Source organism: Robertmurraya massiliosenegalensis JC6 (assembly GCF_000311725.1).
Lineage (GTDB): Bacteria > Bacillota > Bacilli > Bacillales > Cytobacillaceae > Robertmurraya > Robertmurraya massiliosenegalensis.
The window spans coordinates 384053-410421 of sequence record NZ_HE978512.1; the positions used below are offsets into that span (position 1 = coordinate 384053).

At 41.2% G+C, this 26369-nt stretch carries 30 protein-coding genes; 1 reads left to right on the forward strand and 29 read right to left on the reverse strand.

All coding sequences use genetic code 11. From position 1 onward, the window contains the following. Nucleotides 1-18: 18 nt before the first annotated feature. The 8 genes from nuoK to BMSHG_RS08160 all read right to left on the reverse strand — a co-directional run bounded on the left by nuoK (nt 19) and on the right by BMSHG_RS08160 (nt 5620). Complete coding sequence (gene nuoK, locus BMSHG_RS08125; RefSeq protein WP_019153946.1) at nt 19-333, reverse strand: NADH-quinone oxidoreductase subunit NuoK; 315 nt, start codon at nt 331-333, stop codon at nt 19-21. Beyond that, nucleotides 330-851, reverse strand: a complete 522-nt coding sequence (locus BMSHG_RS08130; RefSeq protein WP_019153947.1) for an NADH-quinone oxidoreductase subunit J — start codon at nt 849-851, stop codon at nt 330-332. The genes nuoK and BMSHG_RS08130 overlap by 4 nt, the downstream gene beginning before the upstream one ends. After that, nucleotides 848-1267: an NADH-quinone oxidoreductase subunit NuoI gene (nuoI, locus tag BMSHG_RS08135; RefSeq protein WP_019153948.1), complete on the reverse strand. Its 420-nt coding sequence runs from the start codon at nt 1265-1267 to the stop codon at nt 848-850. The genes BMSHG_RS08130 and nuoI overlap by 4 nt, the downstream gene beginning before the upstream one ends. Before the next feature lie 156 nt (nt 1268-1423). After that, nucleotides 1424-2434 (reverse strand): NADH-quinone oxidoreductase subunit NuoH, encoded by a 1011-nt coding sequence (gene nuoH / locus BMSHG_RS08140; RefSeq protein ID WP_019153949.1) that lies wholly within the window; start codon nt 2432-2434, stop codon nt 1424-1426. Continuing rightward, nucleotides 2434-3534 carry an NADH-quinone oxidoreductase subunit D gene (locus BMSHG_RS08145; protein ID WP_019153950.1) on the reverse strand — a complete coding sequence of 367 codons (1101 nt, stop codon included), beginning with the start codon at nt 3532-3534 and terminating at the stop codon, nt 2434-2436. Before BMSHG_RS08145 ends, nuoH begins: the two co-directional genes overlap by 1 nt. Nucleotides 3535-3536: 2 nt before the next feature. Beyond that, a complete protein-coding gene (locus tag BMSHG_RS08150) occupies nt 3537-4739 on the reverse strand; it encodes an NADH-quinone oxidoreductase subunit C (RefSeq protein WP_019153951.1) in 1203 nt (400 codons plus the stop codon). 3 nt (nt 4740-4742) lie between these two features. Beyond that, nucleotides 4743-5219, reverse strand: coding sequence for a NuoB/complex I 20 kDa subunit family protein (locus BMSHG_RS08155; RefSeq protein ID WP_392397248.1), 477 nt, complete (start codon nt 5217-5219; stop codon nt 4743-4745). A 26-nt stretch (nt 5220-5245) separates the two neighbouring features. After that, nucleotides 5246-5620 (reverse strand): NADH-quinone oxidoreductase subunit A, encoded by a 375-nt coding sequence (locus BMSHG_RS08160; RefSeq protein ID WP_019153953.1) that lies wholly within the window; start codon nt 5618-5620, stop codon nt 5246-5248. 481 nt (nt 5621-6101) lie between these two features. On the opposite strand from BMSHG_RS08160, the gene BMSHG_RS08165 reads away from it, so the two are divergent. After that, nucleotides 6102-6386, forward strand: a complete 285-nt coding sequence (locus BMSHG_RS08165) for a hypothetical protein (RefSeq protein ID WP_019153954.1) — start codon at nt 6102-6104, stop codon at nt 6384-6386. 56 nt (nt 6387-6442) lie between these two features. Here BMSHG_RS08165 and BMSHG_RS08170 read toward each other — a convergent pair whose 3' ends face one another. The 21 genes from BMSHG_RS08170 to BMSHG_RS08275 all read right to left on the reverse strand — a co-directional run bounded on the left by BMSHG_RS08170 (nt 6443) and on the right by BMSHG_RS08275 (nt 26322). After that, a complete protein-coding gene (locus BMSHG_RS08170; protein WP_019153955.1) occupies nt 6443-6844 on the reverse strand; it encodes a F0F1 ATP synthase subunit epsilon in 402 nt (133 codons plus the stop codon). 22 nt (nt 6845-6866) lie between these two features. After that, entirely contained in the window at nt 6867-8285 is a 1419-nt protein-coding gene (gene atpD, locus BMSHG_RS08175; protein ID WP_019153956.1) for a F0F1 ATP synthase subunit beta, read from the reverse strand. A 413-nt stretch (nt 8286-8698) separates the two neighbouring features. Next, nucleotides 8699-9556: an ATP synthase F1 subunit gamma gene (atpG, locus tag BMSHG_RS08180; protein WP_019153957.1), complete on the reverse strand. Its 858-nt coding sequence runs from the start codon at nt 9554-9556 to the stop codon at nt 8699-8701. Nucleotides 9557-9634: 78 nt separating this feature from the next. Next, nucleotides 9635-11143: a F0F1 ATP synthase subunit alpha gene (gene atpA / locus BMSHG_RS08185; protein ID WP_019153958.1), complete on the reverse strand. Its 1509-nt coding sequence runs from the start codon at nt 11141-11143 to the stop codon at nt 9635-9637. 68 nt (nt 11144-11211) lie between these two features. Further along, nucleotides 11212-11748, reverse strand: coding sequence for a F0F1 ATP synthase subunit delta (locus BMSHG_RS08190; protein WP_019153959.1), 537 nt, complete (start codon nt 11746-11748; stop codon nt 11212-11214). A 2-nt stretch (nt 11749-11750) separates the two neighbouring features. Next, the gene (atpF, locus tag BMSHG_RS08195; RefSeq protein ID WP_019153960.1) at nt 11751-12269 is read right to left on the reverse strand and encodes a F0F1 ATP synthase subunit B; all 519 of its coding nucleotides are present in this window, start codon (nt 12267-12269) and stop codon (nt 11751-11753) included. Between the two features lie 135 nt (nt 12270-12404). Next, nucleotides 12405-12617, reverse strand: coding sequence for a F0F1 ATP synthase subunit C (gene atpE, locus BMSHG_RS08200; protein WP_019153961.1), 213 nt, complete (start codon nt 12615-12617; stop codon nt 12405-12407). A gap of 71 nt (nt 12618-12688) precedes the next feature. Then, the gene (atpB, locus tag BMSHG_RS08205; RefSeq protein WP_019153962.1) at nt 12689-13414 is read right to left on the reverse strand and encodes a F0F1 ATP synthase subunit A; all 726 of its coding nucleotides are present in this window, start codon (nt 13412-13414) and stop codon (nt 12689-12691) included. 21 nt (nt 13415-13435) lie between these two features. After that, complete coding sequence (locus BMSHG_RS08210) at nt 13436-13810, reverse strand: ATP synthase subunit I (RefSeq protein WP_019153963.1); 375 nt, start codon at nt 13808-13810, stop codon at nt 13436-13438. 6 nt (nt 13811-13816) lie between these two features. After that, nucleotides 13817-14038 carry an AtpZ/AtpI family protein gene (locus BMSHG_RS08215; protein ID WP_019153964.1) on the reverse strand — a complete coding sequence of 74 codons (222 nt, stop codon included), beginning with the start codon at nt 14036-14038 and terminating at the stop codon, nt 13817-13819. A gap of 274 nt (nt 14039-14312) precedes the next feature. Then, the gene (locus BMSHG_RS08220; RefSeq protein ID WP_019153965.1) at nt 14313-16520 is read right to left on the reverse strand and encodes a S8 family serine peptidase; all 2208 of its coding nucleotides are present in this window, start codon (nt 16518-16520) and stop codon (nt 14313-14315) included. A gap of 270 nt (nt 16521-16790) precedes the next feature. Continuing rightward, a complete protein-coding gene (locus BMSHG_RS08230) occupies nt 16791-17738 on the reverse strand; it encodes a nuclease-related domain-containing protein (RefSeq protein WP_019153966.1) in 948 nt (315 codons plus the stop codon). A 347-nt stretch (nt 17739-18085) separates the two neighbouring features. After that, nucleotides 18086-19240, reverse strand: coding sequence for a non-hydrolyzing UDP-N-acetylglucosamine 2-epimerase (gene wecB, locus BMSHG_RS08235; RefSeq protein ID WP_026073373.1), 1155 nt, complete (start codon nt 19238-19240; stop codon nt 18086-18088). Nucleotides 19241-19267: 27 nt separating this feature from the next. Then, nucleotides 19268-19897 carry a uracil phosphoribosyltransferase gene (upp, locus tag BMSHG_RS08240; RefSeq protein ID WP_019153968.1) on the reverse strand — a complete coding sequence of 210 codons (630 nt, stop codon included), beginning with the start codon at nt 19895-19897 and terminating at the stop codon, nt 19268-19270. Nucleotides 19898-20139: 242 nt separating this feature from the next. Continuing rightward, on the reverse strand, nt 20140-21381 hold the full coding sequence (gene glyA / locus BMSHG_RS08245) for a serine hydroxymethyltransferase (protein ID WP_019153969.1): 1242 nt from the start codon (nt 21379-21381) through the stop codon (nt 20140-20142). Between the two features lie 129 nt (nt 21382-21510). Next, the gene (locus BMSHG_RS08250) at nt 21511-22509 is read right to left on the reverse strand and encodes an anti-sigma factor (protein ID WP_019153970.1); all 999 of its coding nucleotides are present in this window, start codon (nt 22507-22509) and stop codon (nt 21511-21513) included. Next, complete coding sequence (locus BMSHG_RS08255) at nt 22502-23035, reverse strand: sigma-70 family RNA polymerase sigma factor (protein ID WP_019153971.1); 534 nt, start codon at nt 23033-23035, stop codon at nt 22502-22504. Before BMSHG_RS08255 ends, BMSHG_RS08250 begins: the two co-directional genes overlap by 8 nt. 344 nt (nt 23036-23379) lie before the next feature. After that, nucleotides 23380-23952 (reverse strand): TIGR01440 family protein, encoded by a 573-nt coding sequence (locus BMSHG_RS08260; protein ID WP_019153972.1) that lies wholly within the window; start codon nt 23950-23952, stop codon nt 23380-23382. 24 nt (nt 23953-23976) lie between these two features. Further along, nucleotides 23977-24420 carry a ribose 5-phosphate isomerase B gene (gene rpiB, locus BMSHG_RS08265; protein WP_019153973.1) on the reverse strand — a complete coding sequence of 148 codons (444 nt, stop codon included), beginning with the start codon at nt 24418-24420 and terminating at the stop codon, nt 23977-23979. Nucleotides 24421-24560: 140 nt separating this feature from the next. After that, nucleotides 24561-25859: a methyl-accepting chemotaxis protein gene (locus BMSHG_RS08270; RefSeq protein WP_019153974.1), complete on the reverse strand. Its 1299-nt coding sequence runs from the start codon at nt 25857-25859 to the stop codon at nt 24561-24563. Next, complete coding sequence (locus tag BMSHG_RS08275) at nt 25834-26322, reverse strand: low molecular weight protein arginine phosphatase (protein ID WP_019153975.1); 489 nt, start codon at nt 26320-26322, stop codon at nt 25834-25836. Before BMSHG_RS08275 ends, BMSHG_RS08270 begins: the two co-directional genes overlap by 26 nt. Nucleotides 26323-26369 lie beyond the last annotated feature (47 nt).

The window sequence follows — 26369 nt, forward strand, 5'->3', positions numbered from 1 at the left end:
CAACTTTGGCGGGTCGTTTTAGTTTTTCATCGTGTCCATTTCATCAATATTGACTGTTTTACGGTTGCGGTAAAGAGCGATTAAGATCGCTAAACCGACCGCAGCCTCTGCAGCAGCAATGGCAATCGTAAAGAGGGCGAATACTTGCCCATCAATTGAAGGAGCCATGCCGAACTTACTAAAGGCTACAAGGTTAATATTGACCGCATTAAGCATAAGCTCGATGGAAATTAACACGATGACGGTATTGCGCTTCGTTAGTGCACCATATAAACCGATACAAAATAACACTAAAGCAAGCGTAAGGTAGGCAGAAATGGGAACTCCACTCATTCCTTTTTCGCCTCCTCTTCATTGTCTTTTTTTGCTAGAATAATAGCACCAATTAAGGCTACTAAAAGGACAACGGATGTTAATTCAAACGGGATAATGTACTTTGAGTAAAGGGCTATCCCAATTTGTTCCGTATTATTTTCATGAAGAGCGACTGGTTGTGCGTTGAAGTCTAAGTTATAAATGCCAATGTAGACTGCAAAGGCAAAGCCCAGAACGCCTAAAAAGAGGAGAATTTTTCTCAATCTTCCTCCCTGCTCTTCACTGTGATCATTATGACGCGTCAGCATGATTCCAAAGAGCATAATAATCGTAATCGCACCTGAATAGATCAGAATTTGTACAACGGCTACAAATTCAGCTGACAAGAGGATGTAAATCCCCGCCAGGCTGACAAATGTGAAGACAAGCGCCACGACCATATGAACAACCTTTGTTAAATGGAGTAAGAGCACGCCGCCCATGACCGCAACAATGGCTAGAATAAGGAATGCTAGTAGTTCACCTGAAAATGTCATGCTTTATTCACCTTCCGAACATTCTCATCATTTTCGTCCAACCATTCAAGGTTTTTAAAAAGATCATCGCGGCTATACTCAGCAAGTTCAAAATTATTGGTCATGACGATCGCTTCTGTCGGACAAACCTCTGTACATAAATCGCAGAGGATACAAATTTCAAAATTGATATCATACGTATCAATGATTTTTCCCTTTTTCGTTGGATCAGGATGCTTTTTCCCCGTTAATTGAATGCAATCTGTCGGACAAATATTGGCACATTGGTTACAAACAATACATTTTTCCGGGTAAAATTTCTGGATCCCTCGAAATCGGTCTGGCAAAGGAATCGGCTTTTTCGGATAATCGTAGGTTGGTTTTTCCTTTGTTAAGTTTTTCAGGGTATACTTTAAACCTTTCGCTAATCCAAGCATGTATTTTCACCTCTTATATAAAAGTGATACTTCTTTTAAAAAGGCTCATATCGCAAACATAGCTGCTGTTAGGAATAAGAGTTAGTCCATCTCTTAATATATAGCAGTCGTTAAAGTATTTAGCGTTAAAAACCATATTTTTTACCGAAACAGCTTTTAAAACAGGCGTAAGAGTTCCTTAATAATGGCCGTTAAGAAGATATTTGCAAGTGCCACCGGCAAAAGTACCTTCCATCCAAATTCCATCAATTGGTCCGCTTTAATACGTGGGAACGTGCTGCGGAACCAAAGCAATATGAACACGACGAAGCTGAACTTTAAGGCAAACCAGACGGCTCCTGGAATAAAATCTAGGAATGAAAAGATTGGCAGCCAGCCTCCTAAGAATAACACTGTCGTCAATGATGCCATCGCAAACATATAGACATATTCTGCAAGCATGAAAAACGCCCAACGGAAGCCTGAATACTCAACAAAATACCCGGCAATCAGTTCGTTTTCTGCTTCAGGAAGGTCAAATGGAATTCGGTTTAACTCTGCCACAGACGCAATGAAAAACACTAAAAATCCGATTGGCTGGAGAAGAATGTACCAAACATTTTCCTGGGCTGCAACAATTTCATTTAAATTCATGCTTCCTGTTAAAAGGATAACACCAAGAACAGACATGACAAGCGGAATTTCATATGAAATCATCTGTGCTGCTGCACGCATTCCACCAAGTAAGGCATATTTATTATTTGATGACCAACCTGCCATGACAACCCCAATTGTCGTTAAACCTGAAACGGCAATATAATAGAGGAGACCTACACCGATATCGGCAAATTGCAATTTATCCGTAAAGGGAATGGTGGCAATGACGATAAAGGAAGGAGCAAATGCAATGACAGGTGCTAATATAAATAACGGTCTGTCTGCTAGCTTTGGAATCGTATCTTCTTTTAGCAAAAGTTTGAGTACGTCTGCCACGGTTTGCAGCAATCCCCATGGACCGCCAACTTGATTGGGACCGTAGCGCATTTGCATAAAACCCATTACTTTTCGCTCTGCCAAAATGGCGTATGTAACAAATCCGAGTATGACAAAAAGAAGAACGACGGCTAGCAAAAAGAAAATCCCAAAGTTTAATAGTCCCGGCTGTGATTGTAATAAATCCTGTACCATTAGCCATCCACCTCCCCTAGGATAATGTCAACTGCTCCTAGAATGGCAATTAAATTCGAGATGCTTTCTCCTTCCAAAAGTTTCGGGAGAATTTGCAGATTATAAAATGATGGTCTTCTAAATTTCAGGCGGTACGGTTCTTTCTTTCCATCACTTGCGATGTAGCATCCTATTTCACCACGTGGAGATTCAATTCGTACAAATGCCTCTCCTTTTGGCGCTTTAATAATTTTCGGTACTTTCGCGATAACCGGTCCTTCTTCTGGAAACTGTTCCACACATTGCTCTAATATTTTCAACGATTCTTCAATCTCAGCAAAGCGAATATGATAGCGAGATAGTACATCTCCCTCTTCCCTTGTTGGTACATCAAAATCGAATTTGTCATAAATGGAGTATGGTTCATTTTTACGAAGATCCCATTTGACACCTGTACAACGAAGATTTGCCCCACTTAACGAATAATTGAGCGCATCTTCTTTTGTATATTTTCCAATTCCTTTTACACGATTAAGAAAGATTTCATTTCCTGTCACAAGGTCATGATACCCTTTGATCTGCTCACGCATATGAGGAATGAATTCTCTTACTTTATCAACCCAACCCTCCGGCGCATCCCATTTGACTCCACCAACACGCATATAGTTAAAGGTTAAACGGGCACCAGACAGTTCGTTTAATAGATTAAGAATCATTTCTCTTTCGCGGAATGCATAAAGGAGTGGACTTGTTGCTCCTAAATCGAGTACGAATGTCCCCCACCATAAAAGGTGACTGGACACGCGGCCAAGTTCCATCGCCATGACCCGTAGATATTCAGCACGCTCAGGGATTTCGATTCCCATCATCGTTTCCACGGCATGACAGATGACATAATTGTTTGTCATGGCGGAAACATAGTCCATCCGGTCTGTATATGGAATAATTTGTGTGTATTGAAGGTCTTCTGCCAGCTTCTCCGTACCACGATGAAGGTAGCCGATTACCGGTTTCGCTTCTTTAATGGTTTCCCCATCAATTTTTAAAATCAACCGAAAGACACCGTGTGTACTAGGATGCTGAGGTCCTACATTCAAAAGCATTTCTTCTGTTCTGAGCATGTCTACACCTCCACATCATACGGTTCATAGTCTTTTCTAAGTGGATGACCGACCCAATCTTCACCAAGCATAATGCGGTGTAAATTCGGATGATTGAGGAACTTGATTCCCAACAAGTCATATGCCTCACATTCAGGCCAATTCGCTCCCGCCCAGAGAGGACATAATGATTCAATGACTGGTTCATCCCGATCTAGCTTCACTTTTACAGCGACTGATTGACTATTTTTATAGGAGTATAGGTGAACATATACTTCCATATGGGTCTCATAATCGACGCCATGTAACTCTGATAAATAATCAAAGCCTAATTGTTCATTATATTTGAGGAATTGTACGACTTTATAATAGGTATCCCGTTTCACAACGAGGGTAGGAACATCCTTGGAAAGCCTATTAATATAGGATTCTTCTAAAACTTCATTTCCAAGATGCTGTTCGATTACTTTCACATATTTATCAAGATAAGACTGATTTGCTGAAGGCTTTTCCTCTTCAACTGGGGCAGTAGCAGTCTTTCCACCCGCTTTTGCTCTAGCTGCAGCGGCTGCGGAGGCTTTTGCTTTTGCGGCGGCAATAGCCTTCGCTTTCGCATCATCGCCTCCTGCGTCTCCACCTTCTTGTTTTGCTTTCGCTGCGGCTTTTGCTTTCGCAGCTGCTGCAGCCTTTGCCTTTGCGGCTGCAATTGCTTTCGCCTTCGCATCATCTCCTCCCGTCTCTTCTGGAGTCTCTGCGTTCGCTCTTGCAGCTTTCGCTTTTGCAGCTGCTGCGGCCTTTGCTTTCGCGGCGGCGGCGGCCTTTGCTTTCGCGGCGGCGGCGGCTTTCTTTTTCGCCATATCCTCATCTTCTGCTGGTGCTTCTGGCGCTGACGCTTCTTGTTGCTCTTGCGCTTTCTTCTTTGCTAGCGCGGCGGCTTTCGCTTTCGCAGCGGCTGCAGCTTTCTTTTTCGCCATATCTTCATCTTCTGCTGGTGCTTCTGGCGCTGACGCTTCTTGTTGCTCTTGCGCTTTCTTCTTTGCTAGCGCGGCAGCTTTTGCTTTCGCAGCGGCGGCAGCTTTCTTTTTCGTCATGTCTTCATCTTCTGCTGGTGCTTCTGGCGCTGACGCTTCTTGTTGCTCCTTTGCCTTTTTCTTTGCTAAGGCAGCGGCTTTCGCTTTTTCAGCCGCTTCTCTTTTTAGTTGTTCTAAATCTTTTTCTCCGCTCATCGATTAGATCACCTTCTTCCCGGTCTTCGCCTCGTAACGGATTTTCTCTTTTAATTTATTGATTCCATAGATTAGGGCTGCTGGGTTTGGTGGGCATCCTGGAATATAGACATCCACTGGAACGATTTGGTCAACCCCTTTAACAACTGAATAGGATTTCACATATGGTCCACCTGCTGTTGCACAAGAACCCATAGCAATAACCCATTTCGGTTCCGCCATTTGATCATACAGACGTCTTAGGATTGGAGCCATTTTCTTTGTTACGGTTCCAGAAACAATCATGACATCAGATTGGCGCGGAGAATTCCGATAAAAAGTTCCATAACGGTCTAAATCATAATGAGCACTACTTGACGCCATCATTTCGATGGCACAACAAGCAAGCCCGAATGTCATTGGCCACAATGAGTTACTCCGAGCCCAGCCTTTTATTTGATCAAGTGATGCCACAAGAACTGATCGTCTTACCTCTTCCATTTCCTCTGGTGAGATGTTCTCTAGTCTTAAATCCATTTTAGCACCTTCTTCTTCCATGCATAGACAAGTCCGATAAGTAGCATAAATACGAAAATAAGCATTTCTATTAAAGCGAATATCCCTAGCTTTTCATAGGCAACTGCCCATGGATACAAAAAGACTGTTTCCACGTCAAAAATGACGAATAACAGGGCAAAAATATAGTAACGAACGTTAAATTGAATGAGCGAGTCATTAAATGGATCGTTACCACTTTCATATGTGGTGTATTTTGCATCCGAAGGAACACTTGGACGTAAAAGTTTTGCCAAAAACAGGGCCACCACTGGTAGTAATACCCCGAGACATAGAAACACCACTACAATCAGATAGTTATTCTGATATAAGTTTAAAAGTTCCATACCCCTTCCCCTCCAAAGTCGTATAACTTTTCTAAACTTTTTAACTTGTAACCGAATTCATTATAACATTGTTACAAACTTGTGTCGATAAAGCCTGGAGACTTTTAAAATGACAATCTTCCATTTTTTTGATAGTAAAGATTTTCCATTCATTAATCCTGAATATACCTACATTTCCAGTCTATTCCCAAGCCTATTCTTTTATTAAAAGCTAATTTTTACTTCTTGTCTGTGAGAATTGTCAATAATTGTTCACTAATTAACGAACTATTTTCTTAAGATGATAGTATGTAGTGAAATTTTCAGGGGCGTTTGGCGGACTCTGTTGATTTTTGATATTTTACAGAGGTTTTGATTTTTTTTGCAGAGAAAATGAGTCATTTCTAGTCAGCTATGCTAGAGTTGGTGGAATTTTGGAGTGACTGTGGATTTGTATTGAGTTTTGCTATGGTTGGTGAGGTGTTTGTAGGAGAGTTTCGGGTTGATTGCGGGGGTTTTAGCGATGATTGCGGCTGTTCTGCGCTTTATTGCGGGGATTTTGGCAATAATTGCGGGGATTCTTCGGCTTATTGCGGGTGTTTCCAGGAGAATTGCGGATCTGCGTTATTTCTACAGATTCCGTTCTGGAATTTTCTATAAAATTTGTGTTCTTTCTTGGGATTGCGGTGCTTTCGTACATGATTTCGCAGCTCTCGGAACTTATTGCACATCAACTAATAACTGGTTGGAAGCTAGTTCAAGTAGCTTCCAATGGTTCTCTCGCTAATTCCTCAAAAAAACACCCTCCGGCTATTTATAACCGAAAGGTGTTTAGTATCTTTATTATTTGCCTGCAATCGTGATACGGTTGATGGCTCTTTGTAAGGCAAGTTCAGCACGTTTAAAATCAACATGTTCTTGCTTTTGTGCATGTAAACGTTGTTCTGCACGTTCTTTCGCTTTCATTGCACGTTCAACATCGATGTGATCAGAAACTTCAGCAGACTCTGCCAAGATAGATACTTGATCAGGCCTTACTTCGAGTAAGCCTCCACTCACTGCAATGTACTTTGTATTTCCACCCGTGATTAAACGGACGGCTCCTATTTGTAACGGTGCAACCATTGGAATGTGTCCTGGTAAAATCCCAAGCTCACCGCTTAGAGCTTTTGTACTGACCATTTCCACATCTGATTCATACACCGGGCCATCGGGAGTAACAACACTGACTTTAATCGTCTTCATTTTTTACCCTCCTGGTCCTAGTTTAGACCTCTACGCCCATTTTCTTTGCGTTCTCGATTACGTCTTCGATACGACCTACGAGACGGAAAGCATCTTCTGGAAGGTGGTCCCATTTACCTTCAAGAATCTCTTTGAAACCTTTAACAGTTTCTTTAACAGGTACGTATGAACCTGGCTGTCCAGTGAACTGTTCAGCAACGTGGAAGTTTTGTGATAAGAATACTTGGATACGACGCGCACGTGATACAACAAGCTTATCTTCATCAGAAAGCTCATCCATACCTAAGATTGCGATGATATCTTGTAATTCTCTATATTTTTGTAGTGTTGATTGAACTTGACGAGCTACTTCATAGTGTTCTTCTCCAACAATTTCAGGTGACAATGCACGAGAAGTTGATGCAAGTGGATCCACCGCAGGGTAGATACCCATTTCAGAAAGCTTACGCTCAAGGTTTGTTGTTGCATCTAAGTGAGCGAATGTTGTTGCTGGAGCTGGATCCGTATAGTCATCGGCAGGAACGTAAATCGCTTGGATAGATGTAACAGAACCAACATTTGTTGATGTAATACGTTCTTGAAGTTTACCCATTTCAGTAGCAAGAGTTGGTTGGTAACCAACGGCAGAAGGCATACGTCCTAAAAGGGCCGACACTTCCGAACCTGCTTGAGTGAAACGGAAGATGTTATCCATGAAGAAAAGAACGTCTTGTCCTTGGTCATCACGGAAGAATTCAGCCATTGTCAAACCAGTTAAAGCAACACGCATACGTGCTCCTGGTGGCTCGTTCATCTGACCGAATACCATCGCTGTTTTCTTGATAACGCCTGAATCTGTCATTTCATGATAAAGGTCATTACCTTCACGAGTACGCTCACCTACACCAGCGAATACAGAGATACCGCCGTGCTCTTGAGCGATGTTATTGATTAATTCCTGGATTAAAACGGTTTTACCAACACCGGCACCACCGAATAGACCGATTTTACCACCCTTGATGTAAGGAGCAAGAAGGTCTACTACTTTAATTCCAGTTTCAAGAATTTCAACTTCAGTCGAAAGCTGTTCAAACTTAGGTGCTTCTCTATGGATTGAATCACGACGAGCATCAGCAGGAATTGGTGCATCAAGGTCGATGTTTTCACCAAGTACGTTAAATACACGTCCTAATGTTACGTCTCCAACTGGAACAGAGATTGGTGCACCTGTATCCGTTACTTCAGCCCCACGTGTTAAACCGTCTGTTGAAGCCATTGCAATCGTACGAACTGTATCATCACCTAAATGAAGGGCAACTTCAAGAGTTAAGTTGATGGCAACTGATTCGTCACGCGCTTCGTTAACGATTGTTAAAGCGTTATAGATTTCAGGTAGTTGTCCGCTAGCGAACTTTACGTCAACAACTGGACCCATAACTTGAACAACGCGTCCTTTGTTCATCTTTTTCCCTCCTAAAATGAAATGCTGAAGGCGCTCGTTTATCCCCGACAAGCATAAGACGAGCCGACTGGAAGGTTGTTCTTTAACCTTCAAGACGGATTGGCTGTAGACCTGCGAGGGGATAGCGCCTGAAGCTAGACTAAATGAAAAGCGGAGACGCCTCGTCCACCCCCGACAAGCATAAGACAAGCCGGCATGGAGATTGTTCTTTAATCTCCTTGACGGATTGGCTGTAGACCTGCGAGGGGGTAGGCGTCGCAGCTAGACTATTTGAAATGCTGAAGGCGCTCGTTTATCCCCGACAAGCATAAGACGAGCCGACTGGAAGGTTGTTCTTTAACCTTCAAGACGGATTGGCTGTAGACCTGCGAGCCGATAGCGCCTGAAGCTAGACACCTCTAGCTAGACATTTTTTATTCCAACGCTGCAGCTCCACCCACGATTTCGGTAATTTCTTGTGTGATGGCTGCCTGTCTTGCGCGGTTGTAAACTAGACTATATGAATCAATAAGCTCTTTTGCATTATCGGTTGCATTTTTCATTGCTGTCATACGAGCTGCGTGCTCTCCGGCCTTACTATCTAAAAGCGCTCCGAAAATGAGGCTCTCTGCATATTGAGGGAGAAGGACATCTAATATCTCCTCTGCGGATGGCTCAAATTCATAGGACATTGGCTTTTTAGAAGTAGCAATATCAGTGAGCGGAAGAAGTTTCTTCTCGACAACATCGTTTTGAATCGCACTGACAAAATGATTGTAGTACATGTACAATTCATCAAACGCACCGTCAGCGTACATGCCAATCGTTTTATTTACCGTATCTTTGACCTCGGCAAATGATGGTTGATCGGCGATTGCTGTTAAATCAAGGGCAATATTCATATCGCGCTTTCGGAAAAATTCACGTCCTACTTTACCAAGAGCGATGATTACATACTCATCCTTTGATTGGTGGTTCTTTTGAATTGCATTTAATGCTGCGCGTAACACGTTACTGTTGAACGCACCTGCAAGTCCACGCTCAGCCGTAATAACTAAGTATGCCGTTTTCTTAACAGGACGCTTGATCAGCATTGGATGGGATGCATCACTGCTACCAAGTGCAACGGAAGCTGTAACCTCTTGGATTTTCTCCATATAAGGCCCAAATGATTTCGCATTATTTTCAGCACGGCTAAAGTTAGATGCTGCAACCATTTCCATCGCTTTTGTGATTTGGCTAGTTTTCTTAGTAGAAGTGATTTTATTTTTTATATCGCGTAATGATGCCACTTACCTCTCACCACCTTATCAAGATTGTCCGGTTTAAAGCACCTTTATAAGGTGCTCCATTTTCCTTTTTAGACGATATTACTCAGAAACTGCGAAAGATTTCTTGAATTCGTTAATCGCTGCCGCCATTTCTTCATCAGTTGGAAGCTCTTTCGTAGTAGCAATATGGTCTAACACATTCTTGTGATTGTGGTCTAACCATGAAAGGAATTCAGATTCGAAACGACGAATATCCTGTAATGGAATATCATCTAAGAAACCACGAGTTAACGCATATAGAATCGCAACTTGCTTTTCTACTTTTAGTGGTTTGTTTAGATCCTGCTTCAGAACCTCTACTGTACGTGCACCACGATTTAATTTCGCTTGCGTTGCTTTATCTAAGTCTGATCCGAATTGAGCAAATGCTTCAAGTTCACGGTATGATGCAAGGTCTAGACGTAATGTACCAGATACCTTTTTCATCGCCTTAATTTGTGCTGAACCACCAACACGTGATACAGAAAGACCTGGGTTAATCGCTGGACGTACGCCAGAGAAAAATAGATCAGATTGTAAGAAAATTTGCCCATCCGTGATGGAGATAACGTTTGTTGGGATATATGCAGAAACGTCACCAGCTTGCGTTTCGATGAATGGTAAAGCTGTGATTGAACCAGCACCCTTTGCATCACTAAGCTTAGCAGCACGCTCTAGTAAACGACTGTGTAAGTAGAATACATCCCCTGGATATGCCTCACGACCTGGAGGACGGCGTAATAATAAGGAAAGCTCACGGTATGCAGATGCTTGCTTTGTTAAGTCATCATATACCACTAATACGTGTTTTCCTTGAAGCATGAACTCTTCCGCCATAGAAACCCCAGCATAAGGAGCTAGGTATAGTAATGGAGCTGGTTGAGATGCAGCAGCAGTCACAACAATGGAATACTCCATTGCACCATTTTTACGTAACGTTTCAACAAGTCCACGAACTGTTGATTCTTTTTGTCCGATTGCTACATAGATACAGATCATATCTTGATCTTTTTGGTTCAAGATTGTATCTACTGCAACAGATGTTTTACCAGTTTGACGGTCACCGATGATTAACTCACGTTGTCCACGTCCGATTGGCACAAGTGCGTCAATCGCTTTAATTCCCGTTTGAAGCGGCTCGTGTACAGATTTACGATCCATTACACCGAAAGCTGGGCTTTCAATTGGGCGAGATTTTGTTGTATTAATTGGTCCCATTCCATCCACTGGTTGACCAAGTGGATTTACGACACGACCAATTAATTCTTCACCTACAGGAACCTCCATGATCCGGCCTGTACGACGAACTTCGTCCCCTTCACGGATTTCAGTAAAAGGTCCTAAAATGATGATACCGACGTTATTTTCTTCAAGGTTTTGCGCCATACCCATAACGCCATTTGAAAATTCAAGAAGCTCTCCAGCCATGACATTGTCGAGGCCATGAGCACGAGCGATACCGTCACCGACTGTGATAACCGTACCTACATCACTCACTTGAATTTCCGACTGATAGTTTTCAATTTGCTTTTTTATCAGCGCACTAATTTCTTCAGCATTGATGCTCATGAGTTTCACCCCTATCTACGAATAGAATGCGTCCATTGACGCAATTACCGTTCAATTCCCTTAGGCTATTAACCTAAAAGTTTGCGTTCTAAGCGCTCAAGTTTCCCGCTTAAGCTGCCATCAAAAATACGATTACCAATGCGGATTTTGACTCCACCTAGTAGATTAGAATCCACCATATTAGTGATATTCAGAGAAGATTTGCCTACTTTTTTTGCAAAAGTTAAAGATAAAGATGCACGTTCACTATCTGTTAAAGGACGTGTCGTGTAAACTGTTGCTTCAGCAATCCCTCTTTGTTCATTTGCCAATTGAATGAATTCATCAGCTACTTGTGCGATATCATCTTCACGATGGCGTTCGACTAATAGCATGAGTGTATTTAACACAAATGTATTTAACTTTGAAAATGCACCGTTTAAAATCTCTTTCTTCTTTTCAATTGGAAGCTTAGGAGATTTTAACACAGCTTGTAAGTCGGCATTTTCTACTACTACCTCTTTTACTACACGAAGCTCTGCTTCCATCTGGTCAAGAAGTTGATGTTCTTTGGAAAGCTGGAAAAGAGCTGTTGCATAGCGTTTTGCTACACTTGAGCTACTCATCTTTATCTCCCGCCTTCTTGAATGTATTCATTGATCAGCTTTTCTTGATCTTCAACAGACAGTTCTTTTTCAATTACTTTAGAAGCAATTAATACAGATAAAGAAGCGACTTGCTCGCGAATGGCTGTAACAGCTTGTTCTTTCTGTTGTTCAATTTCAAGCTTAGCTGATTCTTTCATGCGATCAGCTTCAGTACGGGCCAATGTGATAATTTCTTCACGCTGGAGATCCCCTTGCTTTTTCGCATTTTCAATTAAGCCTTGTGCTTCTGTACGCGCTTCCTTCAAAAGATTGCGCTGTTCTTCTAATATTTTCTTCGCTTCAGTACGACTTTGTTCAGCAGAATTTATTTCATTAGCAATATGATCTTCACGTTGTTTCATGATGCCCATTAATGGACCCCATGCAAACTTCTTTAGTAGTGCTAATAAGATTAAGAACATGATAAGCTGGAATGCAATATCCCCGCTATTAAATTTAGTCGCAGCGCCTAGAGCTATACTACTTGTTAATGTAAACACCCTCAGGTTCACTCCCTTCAAGAGTCGTTCAGTTCAATAAGTCGTTGTATGTGATAAAAAATCGAGAAAATTGACATAAAGGAATGGCGAAGCTACTCATTAAAAGATCTTCGCCATTTTAAACATATTTACTAATTAACCACCGATTACCATGAACGCGATAACAACCGCGATGATAGGAATCGCCTCAACTAATGCAACCCCGATGAACATAGTAGTTTGAAGCATACCACGTGCTTCTGGTTGACGAGCGATCCCCTCAACTGTACGTGATACGATAAGACCGTTACCAATACCAGCACCTAGTGCTGCCAAACCGATTGCGATTGCTGCTGCTATAAGACCCATTATAAAGTTCCTCCTTAAAATGTTGAAAAATTTGTATTTATATTTTGTTCATAGAATGAACAGTGTTTATATTAATGGTCTGAACTCACTTTATGAGCGAGATAAACCATTGTTAACATACAGAAAATGAATGCTTGGATTGCGCCGACAAAGACTGAGAATCCTTGCCAAGCTAACATTGGAACAATTGCGGCTAATGTGCCAGCAAAATTTGTAGCAAGACTTCCAGCTAACAATGTTAGTAGGATTTCCCCTGCATAAATATTTCCGTAGAGACGAAGACCAAGAGTTAATGTGTTGGCAAACTCTTCAATAATCTTAATCGGAAACATAAACCAAAATGGTTTGAAAAACTCTTTTCCATATGATGAGAAGCCCTTGAGTTTAACCCCATAATAATGAGAGAGACCTACCACTAATGTTGCTAATGTTAATGTAACAACCGGATCAGCGGTTGGTGATTTCCACCATAATGTGTGGTCGTAAACAATCGAGAATGGCAATCCCAACATATTTGATACAAAGATATACATAATGATCGTGATTCCTAATACATGGAACCGTCCACCATCTTTCCAATCCATCGTGCTATTAATGATATTTTTTACAAAATCCATGACCCACTCGAAAAAGTTTTGCATTCCCGTTGGTTTCATGGCTAATCTTCTAGTAGAAAGAACAGCGATTAAAAACACGATAGCGCTGGCAACCGTTATCATAAGGACGTTTGCCATGTTAAAGGTAATCGTTATACCACCGAATAATTCTATGTCATACAATGGATTTTCATGATGCACAGTATTCACCTCTCTTCTCCGTTAATTACGTGAATGAATCGCTTGCTTAAGAAATTCTATCATAATGACAAAATATGGCGTCATTAATCCCAAAATCACACTATACAGATGGAAAATATCAGAATATTTGACAGATATCATTACTGCCAAAACAGCGGTAGCCATTCGAGAAACCATCCCAAGGGAGCGAACCTTCTCACCTCTAATGACGGCATCCCCAAACTTGTCCATCCTTTTTGCCAATAACCACATATTAAAAAGCCCTAATGCAGTTCCAAGTATTAAACCTAAAAAAATAGTTTGATATGAAGTGAAGCCCCAGCCAAGTACGTATATGGCTAACAAAAAAAATATGTATCTCTGTTGTCGACGATAGATTGTTTTTATTTCTGGCATCTTTGATTATTCTCCTGAAAAGAAATGTTGGATTAATCGTAGCATAGCGTATACACCTGCCGCTAACCCTATTAATAATCCAATAATTAAGAAAAGTGGCTCGGTACGAAATTGACCGTCTAGCCATCTTCCAAGAAAGATGCCAATCAACACAGAACCGACTAATTGAGAAAGAATCGCGGACATTAAGCCAAAAGCTTGAAACGGGTGGCGATTATTTTGTTTCATAATAACGCATCCTCTCTATTATAAAGAGAACGGTAGGAAGGCTGTTTGGTGACTTCATATTGATTCAAAAAAAGGGTAAAAAGTTTTTTCTATGAACATGCTGAAAACCTTACCAATTATACCCTTTGTTAGCATACAATAGGGACTATTCAATGTCAATGTGTTTAGAGGGAAAAAAATCACACATTCAACTACCAAATTTATACACGTTCACAAAATTTTCATAATTATTTTTGGTACCATCTTGCATTCTTTTTTTCCCTTGTTCCATCTATCATTTTTCAATAAAAAGAGCGGTTTCAATCATATCTTCCTGTCCTAATTTTTTCGCAAACACTTGCGCAAGATATAAACCATTTTCTGGTAATTCTTCCGTTTTTAATTCCACCTTTAACAGCCCTCTTCCTACCTTTCTTTTTGCATCTAAAAAACCTATGAATTGATACGTGTCTGGGTCAAATAAGGCAATGCCAAACTCTTCCGCTCCACCTGGTAAATATACTTCATATTGATAAGTCCCTTTCTTATCCCCAACACCAAAGTCAAAACCCATTACACGTGGATAATCCGGTTCTTCCAATACGTACAAATAAGGAATTTGAATTTGTTGAGTTCCTGCACGTAATTCTAGGTGGCCATCATGGATTTTTTTCTTAAACAATTTTGGATCGACCATCATTTTAATTTCTACTTTCTTCTTCTCCTTCGGTTTAAGGGTAAAAGAAAGCGGGAGATTCCATTCGATTCCTGGTTCATTCTTCGGAATTGTAAAAGAATAGTTAAGATTTTTGTCACTCACATTTTCAATGGTTACATATTTCGTATGCTCATGCTGTTTTTCTGCTAATTTGAATTTACCAATTTGTAAGGATGCAGGAATGACAAGGGATTGTGTTTTAACTGCTTGATCGAGTTGAATTCTTCCAGCCCCTTGTTCATACGTTCGATACGGTTTTCCTTGTGGATTCGTGAGCGGTTTGGCCGTGTTCATAAGCGCTGCCTTAATTTGGTCCGGGCTCCAATCTGGATGTGCTTGTTTCATGATGGCACTCGCCCCGGCTACATGAGGGGCTGCCATGCTTGTTCCTTGCAATGCTAAATAACCACCTGGAATGGTACTCGTGATCGCTACTCCAGGCGCTACTACATCTGGCTTAATTTCCCATGTTGAAGTAACAGGACCACGGGAACTAAAGTCTGCGATTAAATCTTTTTCTTCTATTAGATTGGTCTTTGCATAAGCTCCTTTTTGAGTAAGCTTTTTTAACTTTTGGCCATCTTTTTTTGATATCGCCGTAACAGGAATGTCTACTTCACTTTCCAGATTCCCAATAAAACTCCCATTAATATGATTATAGATAATAACGGCCACCGCTCCAGCTTGATAAGCATTATAAGCTTTCTCTGTAAAAGTGATCTCACCTCTTTCAATGAGAGCGATCTTACCTTTTACTGATGTTAACTCCTCGCTCTTCCCTAATCCCCCAAAGGCTAATGGATAAGAACGATTGAGTTTCCATTCTTGCGCTCCTTGCATCGGTTCAAGTCTGATTTTGCCAGTAAGTCCATCTACTTCTAAATAGGGAATTTTTAGCGGGGGCGTAGAAGCTCCAACTGAGATAGCTTTGGCGGCAGTTCCTGGAGATCCGACCGTCCACATATTGGGACCAGCATTCCCAGACGATGTCACCGGGACAATGCCTTTTTCTGCCGCTTTATTCAAAGCGAGACTAATCGGCAAATCAGGGCCATTAATTTCATTTCCAAGCGATAGATTGAGTACATCCACCTTGTCTTTAATCGCTTCTTCAACAGCAGCTAATACTTGCTCAGTCGTTCCTGAGCCTCCCGGACCGAGCGCTCGATAGGCGATAACTTGCGCATCCGGCGCTACTCCATTAATTCTTCCATTGGCCGCGATAATTCCCGCTACATGTGTGCCATGAAGGGTCATAGGTCCATCTGCGCTTTCTGATTCCATCGGATCATCGTCTTCATCGACGAGATCATGACCACTCTTATAACTCCTGCTCAGGTCAGGGTGATGATAATCCATGCCCGTATCAATGACTCCGACGGTTATTCCTTTTCCTGTCAGTCTCTTGTTATTATGGTCGAACACCCCTCGAACGATTTGTCCCCCAATAATATCAATATTCTCCAGTTGGGCTTTATATGTTTTGACAGGAGAAACTAGATCGACTTTGTTTGATTCGGCCAGCTTTTCTAGCGACTCTAGTGTTCCTTTTGCAGAGAAGCCGTTGAGAGCATGTTTAAAAATACGTCTTAATTCTAGATCAGGATGCTGTCGGATGATGTTGCGAATATCTTTCTCCGTCATTTCTTCTGGAACGGTGACAATTGCTACTCTTTCTGTTTGTGCTGACTCCTTTGGAATCGGAGGGTGCTGGAGATTTTGTGCGTTTGTTGTCGACGTTATGGGGAAAAGGAGAATTAGTAGAAGTAGAACTATTTTTTTCATGAAAACACCCTCTTTTTTCACTAGATTGTTCTGAATGAGTGTGGAGTATGCATGAGAGATTGGGTTTTCGTGGCTAGGTTGGCGTTTTTTAGGTGGCCTGTTCGTTTGATTGCGGGGGATTTGGCCTGGATTGCGGGTGTTTCAAGCTGGATTGCGGGTAACCTACGATTAATTGCGGGAGTTCTGACCATAATTGCGGGTAATTTAATGGTTATTGCGGATCTGCAACATACTGAGAAAATCAATTACTACTATTTGGTGGTATGGAATTCACCAATGGTAGTTCGCATTTTTCGTCTTTCCGGATTGTTTTAGTTTCATTCTTAATAGAAGTTCACGGACTACATGTCTGGACGGTAGATGAAGAAAGTTTCGACACTGCTGATTGGTAATGGTTTCTCCAAACAAATATAAGTAATCTTCCACCGCTTTTTTATAAGCAGTTTTTGAAGAAGAATGACACTTAAGACATTCCCAAGTTCCAAAATGATAACTCATGGGAATGGAGTGACATTTCGGGCATTGGACACCATCTCTTATCTCCGATTTTTGCAGGTTATAGATTTCAAAAACATCCTGCTTTAATGGAGTATGACCTTTAATTATTGTCTTCGTTAGACGTTTATAATCTTTTTCACAAATTGATTGCTTATACTGATCTTCAAATGTTTTTACTTTGGAAGGCAGATGTTCGGCATGGAAAACTTTTTGGTAGATTTTTTCTTCATTGGATTTGATTAGCGTTGCGGGGTTGCTGATAACTGCGTAGCATTCGATTGGGAGAATCGGGAGTTTGCGTTCGAGAATCCATTTTTTCAATTGTATCTGATGCCTTTCTGCTTGGATGATCGGATTTGGAAAGCCCTCTTCAACTTCATTAATGGTCCTCGTAAATTGTTTGGAATATTTTTCAAAATATAAGGTTCCAATCATATTCTTCGTTTCTAAACTGAGGAAAAAGTAAGGCGATACGACTAGACTATCAATCTGAAACGTTTGACCATATTTGGTTTTGAGGCGAATATCGTGGATTATATCATACTTATCAGGTAGAAACGTAAGATGATAGGATACATTTTGTTCGCCGCGTAACCCAGCTTTTCGCTTTGCTTGATCATCCATAATAGCTTGTATTTCGGGATGTCCTTCAGGTAACCTCCTAAGCAGCGCATCATTTTGCATAATCCTAAAGGGAATATCTCTTTCTTTTAATATCATAATAGGTTTTTCACTCCTTATTTTAGATTTAATAGTGAAATTCTCTTGTTATTGCTGTTCTCCTGCCACGGAACTGTGAACAATTTGCGAATTAGGAGTAAATGTTGACTGTCTATTATGAAGGATTGCGGGGGATTTAGCCTGAATTGCGGGTGTTTCAAGCTGGATTGCGGGTAACCTACGATTAATTGCGGGAGTTCTGACCATAATTGCGGGTAATTTAATGGTTATTGCGGATCTTGTACGAAACACGGGTCAGAACCTACAAACCGCCCGGGCCACCACCATCGCCGCCCAAGTCCGGGTCCCCCCCCCCAAAAAAAACACACCTTCAAAAAGAAGGTGCGTTACTTTTCCAATGGACTATAGGTTTTCGGGCGGTCGTTGCTTTTGTCGAAATAGTAGAGAATGGCTTCGCAGATTCGACGAGATGCTTCGCCGTCGCCGTATGGGTTTGTTGCCTTTGCCATTTTTTCATAGGCGGCGTCATCGGTTAGAAGCTCGGTGGCAAGGGAGTAGATTGTTTCTTCGTCAACGCCTGCTAACTTCAATGTCCCTGCTTCAATTCCTTCTGGTCTTTCCGTTGTATCACGCAAAACTAAAACGGGAACGCCTAGTGATGGCGCTTCTTCTTGCACCCCACCTGAATCTGTCAAAATGAGATGGGCACGGGCAGCGACATTATGGAAGTCGATGACATCTAGCGGCTCGATTAAGCGAATGCGTGGGTCATCTCCTAAAATCTCTGCTGCAAGTTCGCGAACAACCGGGTTTAAATGCACCGGGTACACCACTTGAACATCTTTTTGCTCATCGACGATACGTTTTACAGCACGGAACATATTGCGCATCGGTTCACCTAAATTTTCGCGGCGATGGGCCGTCAAAAGAATAAGTCGGTCATCACCAAGGTTTGAAAGGACCTCATGCTCATACTCTTCTTTGACCGTAGTCTTTAAAGCGTCGATCGCTGTATTTCCCGTTACAAAAATGCTCTCTTCTTGCTTGTTTTCCATGCGTAAATTTTCCGCAGATTTGGATGTCGGCGAAAAATGAAGGTCCGCCATGACGCCTGTTAACTGACGGTTCATTTCTTCTGGAAAAGGAGAATACTTATTCCATGTTCTTAAACCGGCCTCAACATGACCAACGACAATTTGATTGTAAAAGGCAGCTAAGCTTGCAATAAAGGTCGTTGTCGTATCGCCATGGACGAGAACGATATCCGGCTTAACCTCTTTCATGACTTTATCTAGGCCTTCAAGACCACGAGTTGTGACATCTACTAATGTTTGGCGATCCTTCATGATATTTAAGTCATAGTCAGGCGTAATACCAAAGATCGTAAGGACTTGATCGAGCATTTGACGATGCTGAGCGGTTACCGTCACGATCGATTCAAAGTGTTCCGGGTATTTTTGTAATTCTAAAACCAATGGAGCCATTTTAATCGCTTCAGGTCTTGTCCCAAAAATCGTCATTACCTTAATCGGTTTGTTCATCATGCACACTCACTTTCCTTTGCAGTCTTACTTTGTACCAAATAGACGGTCTCCTGCATCACCTAAGCCTGGAACGATGTAGCCTTTTTCATTGAGCTTTTCATCTAATGCAGCAATATAGATATCCACATCTGGATGTGCTTCTTTAACTGCTTCAACTCCTTCTGGAGCGGCAATTAAGCACATGAATTTAATATTTTTTCCGCCGCGCTTTTTCAAAGAGTTAATTGCTTCGATAGCTGAGCCGCCTGTTGCAAGCATCGGATCAACAACGATGAAGTCTCTTTCTTCAACATCGCTAGGAAGCTTGACGTAGTATTCGACTGGCATTAACGTTTTTGGATCGCGATAAAGTCCGATATGACCTACTTTTGCTGCTGGAATCAGCTTAAGTATGCCATCCACCATTCCAATTCCGGCACGTAAAATCGGAATGACACCAATTTTTTTCCCTGCCAATACCTTTGATTTCGTAGTGCTTACCGGTGTTTGAATTTCAATTTCTTCTAAAGGCATATCTCTTGTGATTTCAAAAGCCATTAATGTTGCCACTTCATCGACTAATTCACGAAATTCCTTTGTTCCTGTGTCTTTTTCACGGATGTATGTAAGTTTGTGTTGAATTAATGGGTGATCAAAAACGTATACTTTAGCCATTGCTACACTCTCCTTTTCTATTCACACTTCGTCTAATTTTACAGAAAAAGAAATACACAATCAACTCCAATTAGAAATTGTTAGACAAAAGTCATTTTCTTTCGACAATCGTAAAGGAAGATGATGAAAAATTAATTCCAACTTCGATTCTACATAAGGGCAACTGCAAAATAAGGTGTGCTTCAGACACTTAAAAGCGTAAAAAAGGTGAGACTCCTTTTAAAGAATCTCACCTTCCGATATTATTGTTCTTGATAAAGCGGGAATCGGCTTGTTAGAGCTTCAACACGTTGTTTTGCTTCTTCAAGCTTCGCTTCATCTTCATGATTTTTCAATGTAAACGTGATAATGGACGCAATTTCTTCCATTTCCGCTTTGCCAAATCCACGAGAAGTGACTGCAGCTGTTCCGATACGAACTCCGCTAGTGACAAACGGACTTTCTGGATCGTATGGAATCGTATTTTTATTAACGGTAATTCCAACCTCATCAAGGACCTTCTCCGCCACTTTTCCAGTAAGGTTAAGTGAGCGAACATCTACTAAGAGAAGGTGGTTGTCCGTACCCCCTGAAACGAGGTTTAGACCTTGACTTTGGAGTGCTTCGGCTAAATGCTTAGCGTTCTCGATAATATTGGCTGCATATTCTTTAAAGGAATCTTGCAGTGCTTCACCAAATGCGACCGCTTTAGCCGCAATGACGTGCATAAGTGGTCCACCTTGAATTCCAGGGAAAATCGATTTATCAATTTTCTTCGCGAATTCTTCTTTACAAAGAATCATGCCACCACGTGGGCCGCGAAGAGTTTTATGAGTCGTTGTTGTTACAAAATCAGCATATGGTACTGGATTTGGATGGAGGCCCGCAGCGACAAGTCCTGCAATATGAGCCATATCGACCATTAAGTACGCACCCACTTCATCTGCGATTTCTCTAAAACGCTTGAAGTCGATCACACGTGGGTAAGCACTTGCACCAGCAACGATTAGCTTTGGCTTATGTGTACGTGCTTTTTCTAAAACATCGTCATAATTGATCGTGTGGGAAACTTCGTCTACACCATACTCAACAAAATTATACTGCACACCCGAAAAGTTAACAGGGCTTCCGTGTGTTAAATGACCACCGTGGGAAAGATTCATCCCTAATACCGTGTCGCCTTGTTCAAGAATGGTAAAATAAACTGCCATATTTGCTTGAGCACCTGAGTGAGGTTGAACATTAACATGCTCTGCACCGAAAATTTGCTTTGCCCGATCACGAGCTAAATCCTCAGCGATATCCACATATTCACAGCCACCGTAATAACGTCTGCCAGGGTATCCTTCTGCATACTTGTTCGTTAATACAGAACCTTGTGCTTCCATTACTGCTTCACTTACAAAGTTTTCAGATGCAATAAGTTCGATTTTTGTGCGTTGTCGACCTAATTCTTTTTGAATTGCTTGAAATACTTGCTCATCTTGCTGTGCTAAATGCTTCATCATAATCCCCCTCATATGTATGATTTCTCCTGCCACATGCTTCCCATTTTAATCGCTAAACGAAAATTACGCAAGATGATTCATAAATAAAATCCGAATGTTTTTGTGTTCCGTATTTAAAAACGTTCGTTATTCCTTCCAATTCCAATAATCGAGTTCTCCTAGCTTTTCCCCTCGTATTTTGGGAATATCCTGCAGCTTTAGTAACTCTTTCACCGGACCAGTCACAACCGCCCCATAGACGATAAATCCATTTTCTTGCACATAATCGTAACGTTCTTTGAGATAATCGAGTCCTAAAAAACTTTCATAATATCTCTTTGATTCTTTATCAAGAAGATTTTTCATATTGGTTAGCATCATGTTTTCACTTTCTTTTAAATATTCCTCTGAAATAACAGCTATTTGTCCTTCCGATAAATAATCAGCATCAATTTGTCTTCCACCTGTCAGACCAAAGGGACGCATAATCGAAATTTCGTTTCCACCTCCACCCCATCCTCCTGGTTGAAAGACTGTGAATTCACCCGTATTAAGTGGAGCCCATAAAATATCAATATCATACGGTTTTAACAAATCAATAAGTTCTTCATCTGTCATAAATTCGGTCGTTGAAAAGGCAAGCTCCCCTACTGTTCCTTCATGAAGCTTATCTAACGTATCCCAAACGCTCGGATCGGCGTTCGCCTCTAATTTTTCCCCTGTTTTCGGGTGTTCTGGCAAGGAAAAATAAAAACGGTTGTCTTCTGGGAGGGTGATATTCTCGAGCTGATGAGTGGAAAATAGAAGGGACTTACGAATTTTCATCTCACCTATTTGTTTTTCTTTTTTTCCTACAGTTTTGAACACAGGATAAGAGATCTTTTGCGTCAGAAATGGGGTAATCTCGCTATTTACAAATCCACCTGTTTCTCCATTAATATTTGGATTTGTCCACTCGAGGGCGACTTTACTATAATAGCTATGTTTCCTATCCAAATGAAGGGAATCATAACTAATTGAGACAACGATCATGTAGATCACATACAGGAAAAAAAATGCAAGCAATACGCGGAAAATTTTCAGTGTTAACGTAAAGCGATATTTTAATAAAATTTTCTTCTCCTTATCTTTATTCCACTCATTCATGGTCTTCCCCCCAGTGTTGTTTTTTTGCCAATTGGGCTAATTTCTTTCGGGCACGATGAATCGCAACCTTCACCTGGCTCTCTGTTAAATCGAGTGCCTCGGCAATTTCTTTATAGCTAAAAGACTCATATTCTCGTAAATACAAAGTCGTGCGATATTGTTCTGGTAAAAAGTTTAGAAGCGTCTGCAAGTCCTCTTTTTCTTCTATCTTCAGCGCCTCTTCCTCTGGTAAACCATACGGACTTAGCATCTCACGCTCCTTGGAGAAAAGCTCTGCAAAAGGAATCTTCCGTCTTCGTTCCCGCTTTCGCCATTCATCTATATAAACATTTCTCGCCACTTTGAAAAGCCAAGCCCGAACGTCCTCTTGATTGTACTGAGAAAGGGAAATCGTTGCCCGTACAAAAGTCTCCTGCGTTAAATCTTCCGCCAGTTCTTTTGAGCCCGACATTTTTAATAAAAAATAGTACAGGGGTTTCGCATATTGTCTGTATAAAGTTTCGAGTTCATTTTTTCGACTTCGCATGCTTTTTCCCCTTTTAAAAGTAATCCATAAGTAACACGTTTCGTTACCACTAAGGTTACACTAAAAAATAAAAAAGCTCCTACAAAATGTAGAAAGCTTCCGGTTGCCTAATTAAGACCTTATTTAAATGCACCAAACTTCTCTCACCCTTAAGCGGAGATTTTCCTGTTATATCCCTCAACGGAGTCCTTTTCAGGGAAAATAAGGGGAAATTTTCCGCTTACGAAGAGCAAAAGTGTTTGTTTTTAATTTTTTTGAGTTAATAAGCGGAATTTCTCCTGCTATTTTTCGAAAGCCGCTCTCTTGATCGTTAAGACGCATACGTTCATTCCATTTGTTCATCGTCAGCATGATTCATTTTCGGGATTTGTTTCATAGACCGCACGGGCACCACCAATAAGCTTTGGACGGCTTGTCGCCAATGTGATATTAGCATTTCCCAGTGTTTTAAGAGAGACACGGACGGGCACGGCCACATGCTTGATATGCATGCCAATCAATGTATCGCCAATGTCGATACCTGCGTCCGCTCGAATATGTTCGACCACGACTGGATCGGCAAAATGATTGTACGCATAAGTAGCCATTGCTCCACCTGCATTGCGAACAGGGACAACCGTGACCACTTCTAGCCCTCGACTTAATGCAGTCGCATGTTCCACGACAATCGCCCGATTTAAATGTTCACAGCATTGGAAAGCTAGCTCAATTCCGGTTTCATCAGCAAAGTTTTTTAATTGACGAAAAATCATTTCCGCTACTTCTGTCGTTCCAGCTGTGCCTATTTTTTGACCGATGACTTCACTGGTGCTACACCCAACAACGAAAACTTGATTTTTCTCGAACGTTACTTGCTTGTTAAATTCTTGCAAGATCGTTTCTAATTGTTGCTCCCATTGCGGCAATTCCATTGACATGTCTGGACCTCCTCTTGTGGAAGTTTAAAGTTGCTCCTCATAGGCTGAAATTTTGCCGACTCTCGTTTCATGACGACCACCTTCATAATCTGTTGATAGCCATACTTTGGCAATTTCACGAGCTAAGCCAGGTCCGATGACACGCTCACCCATCGCCAAAATGTTACTGTTATTATGTTCACGGGTTGCCTTCGCACTAAATACATCATGAACTAATGCGCAGCGAATGCCTTTCACCTTATTGGCTGTAATGCTCATGCCAATTCCTGTCCCACAAACTAAGATGCCTCGATCAAATTCACCAGATGCTACTTTTTTCGCTACTGGCAATGCATAATCTGGATAGTCAACAGATGTTTCGCATTCACAACCAAAATCTTCATATTGAACACCTAACTCATCCATTAATTGTTTCAATTCCTGACGAATATTGATCCCACCGTGATCTGACGCAATTGCAACCTTCATCTCTTTATTCCTCCTATGAGCGAATCAGTTTCTCCGTAATTGATTTCGATTATATTTTGACACAAACTGATATTTTTAACAACGGAATCCGCCTTTGCATTAAAAAAACAGGCCTCAAATAGAGAGCCTGTCTGCAAAAATTATATTTTAAAACGCGTAATCGTATTTTTTAATTCATGGGCTTGGCCTTTTAATTCTAGGGCAAGCTTTTCAACATTTTCAATGACCTCTGCTTGGTGATTTGTTGCTACGGTCACTTCTTGCGCACCTGCAGAAGTTTCTTCTGCAATCGCAGCCACTTCCTGTGATTGCGTAGAAGTGTGGACGATGCTTTCCATTTGTCTATCAACTAGCGCTGTAATCGCTGTAACCGACTCAGCCATTTCATTGACTGTTTGCGTCATTTCTTCGATAACATTATTCGTTTTTGTTCCTTTTTGAGCTTCCACATTCGCTACTTCTACTTGAGTTGTAATTTGCTGAACAACATTTCGAACTTCTTCTTGAATATTTTTAATGAGCTCGGAAATCCCTTGTACAGCTTTTCCACTTTCATCTGCAAGAGTACGAACCTCTTCCGCTACGACTGCAAAACCTTTTCCATGTTCCCCAGCCCGTGCTGCCTCAATGGAAGCATTTAGTGCTAATAAATTCGTTTGTGCCGCAATATCTCCAACAAGTTGGATAATTTGTTCGACTTTCGCTGCATTGTCTTCTAATCGTTTAACAGTTTGCAGGGAACCTTCATTTTCTTTTGCTAGACGTTGAATGCCAGATACTAAAGAATGAATGATATCTTTTGATTCATGAAGATCCTGTACCAATTCGCGCGAAACGGCACCCGATGTTTTCGCTGTTTCTTGTACTTCTTCAGCAATGCGGATGACATCCTCCACAGATTCCGCTGTCGTTTGAATTGATGCAGCCGAATTATCCGCTCCCATGGCAATTTCGCTAATCGTTCTGGCGATTGCCTCCGCTTGTTCAGCAGCAGATGAAGATTCTCGGGAAATTGAGATTACTTTGTCATTCGTTGCCTGGAAGTTTTCTTCAATTCTCTGAACCATATCTTTTAAATTAAAAAGCATATGGTTAAATGCCACACCAAGTGCGCGAATTTCATCATCTGATTTTGAAAGCTCAACATCGACAGAAATATCGCCATGCGCTGCCTTTAAAGCAACCTTTTCTAATTTTTGCAGTGGTTTAACAATAAATCCAGCTGCTAAAAATGCGAGTATCCCAGACCAGATGATTCCTAAGCTTAAGGTGATGATGGTAAAAGTAAATTCGTTAAAAGGTAACATATCTGCGATCATTGGATATAAAAAGTAAATGAAAAATGCACTCGTTGTATATGTGATAATGGCAAGCAACGTAATGAATACGACGAGTTTCTTTCTCAAACCAAACTTATACTTCTTCTTCTTTTCCGCCATCTTCTTCCTCCCTAAATATCTCCGAGACTGCTAATTTCTCGATAATTTTGTTTATATGTTCACGGATGTCTGTATAGGTCTTTCTATATGTTTCTAAGGAGCCGCCGTACGGATCATGAATATCACTATTTATCTTTTGCCCTGCAAATTCTTTTAAAGTAAATACTTTTCCCTGTGCATTTGGAAACATGGAGAGAACAGAGTATTTATGGCCTTCTGTCATTGTTAAAATGTAAGTAGACCAATCGACCATTTCCTCAGTCAACATTGACGATTGATGAGAATGACCGATCTTTTCTTCTTCCAGTATTTGTTGCACATGCAATGAAGCAGGAGCTCCATTTGTTGCATATACGCCAGCCGATTTCACTTCCAGCCCAGGAATCTTTTCACTTTTCAAAATTGCTTCTGCCATCGGGCTTCTACACGTATTACCCGTACAAACAAATAGTATGCGAGTCACCTTGGTTCCCCCTTCTTTCTACATTATAAGACATTTTTATCAGAAAA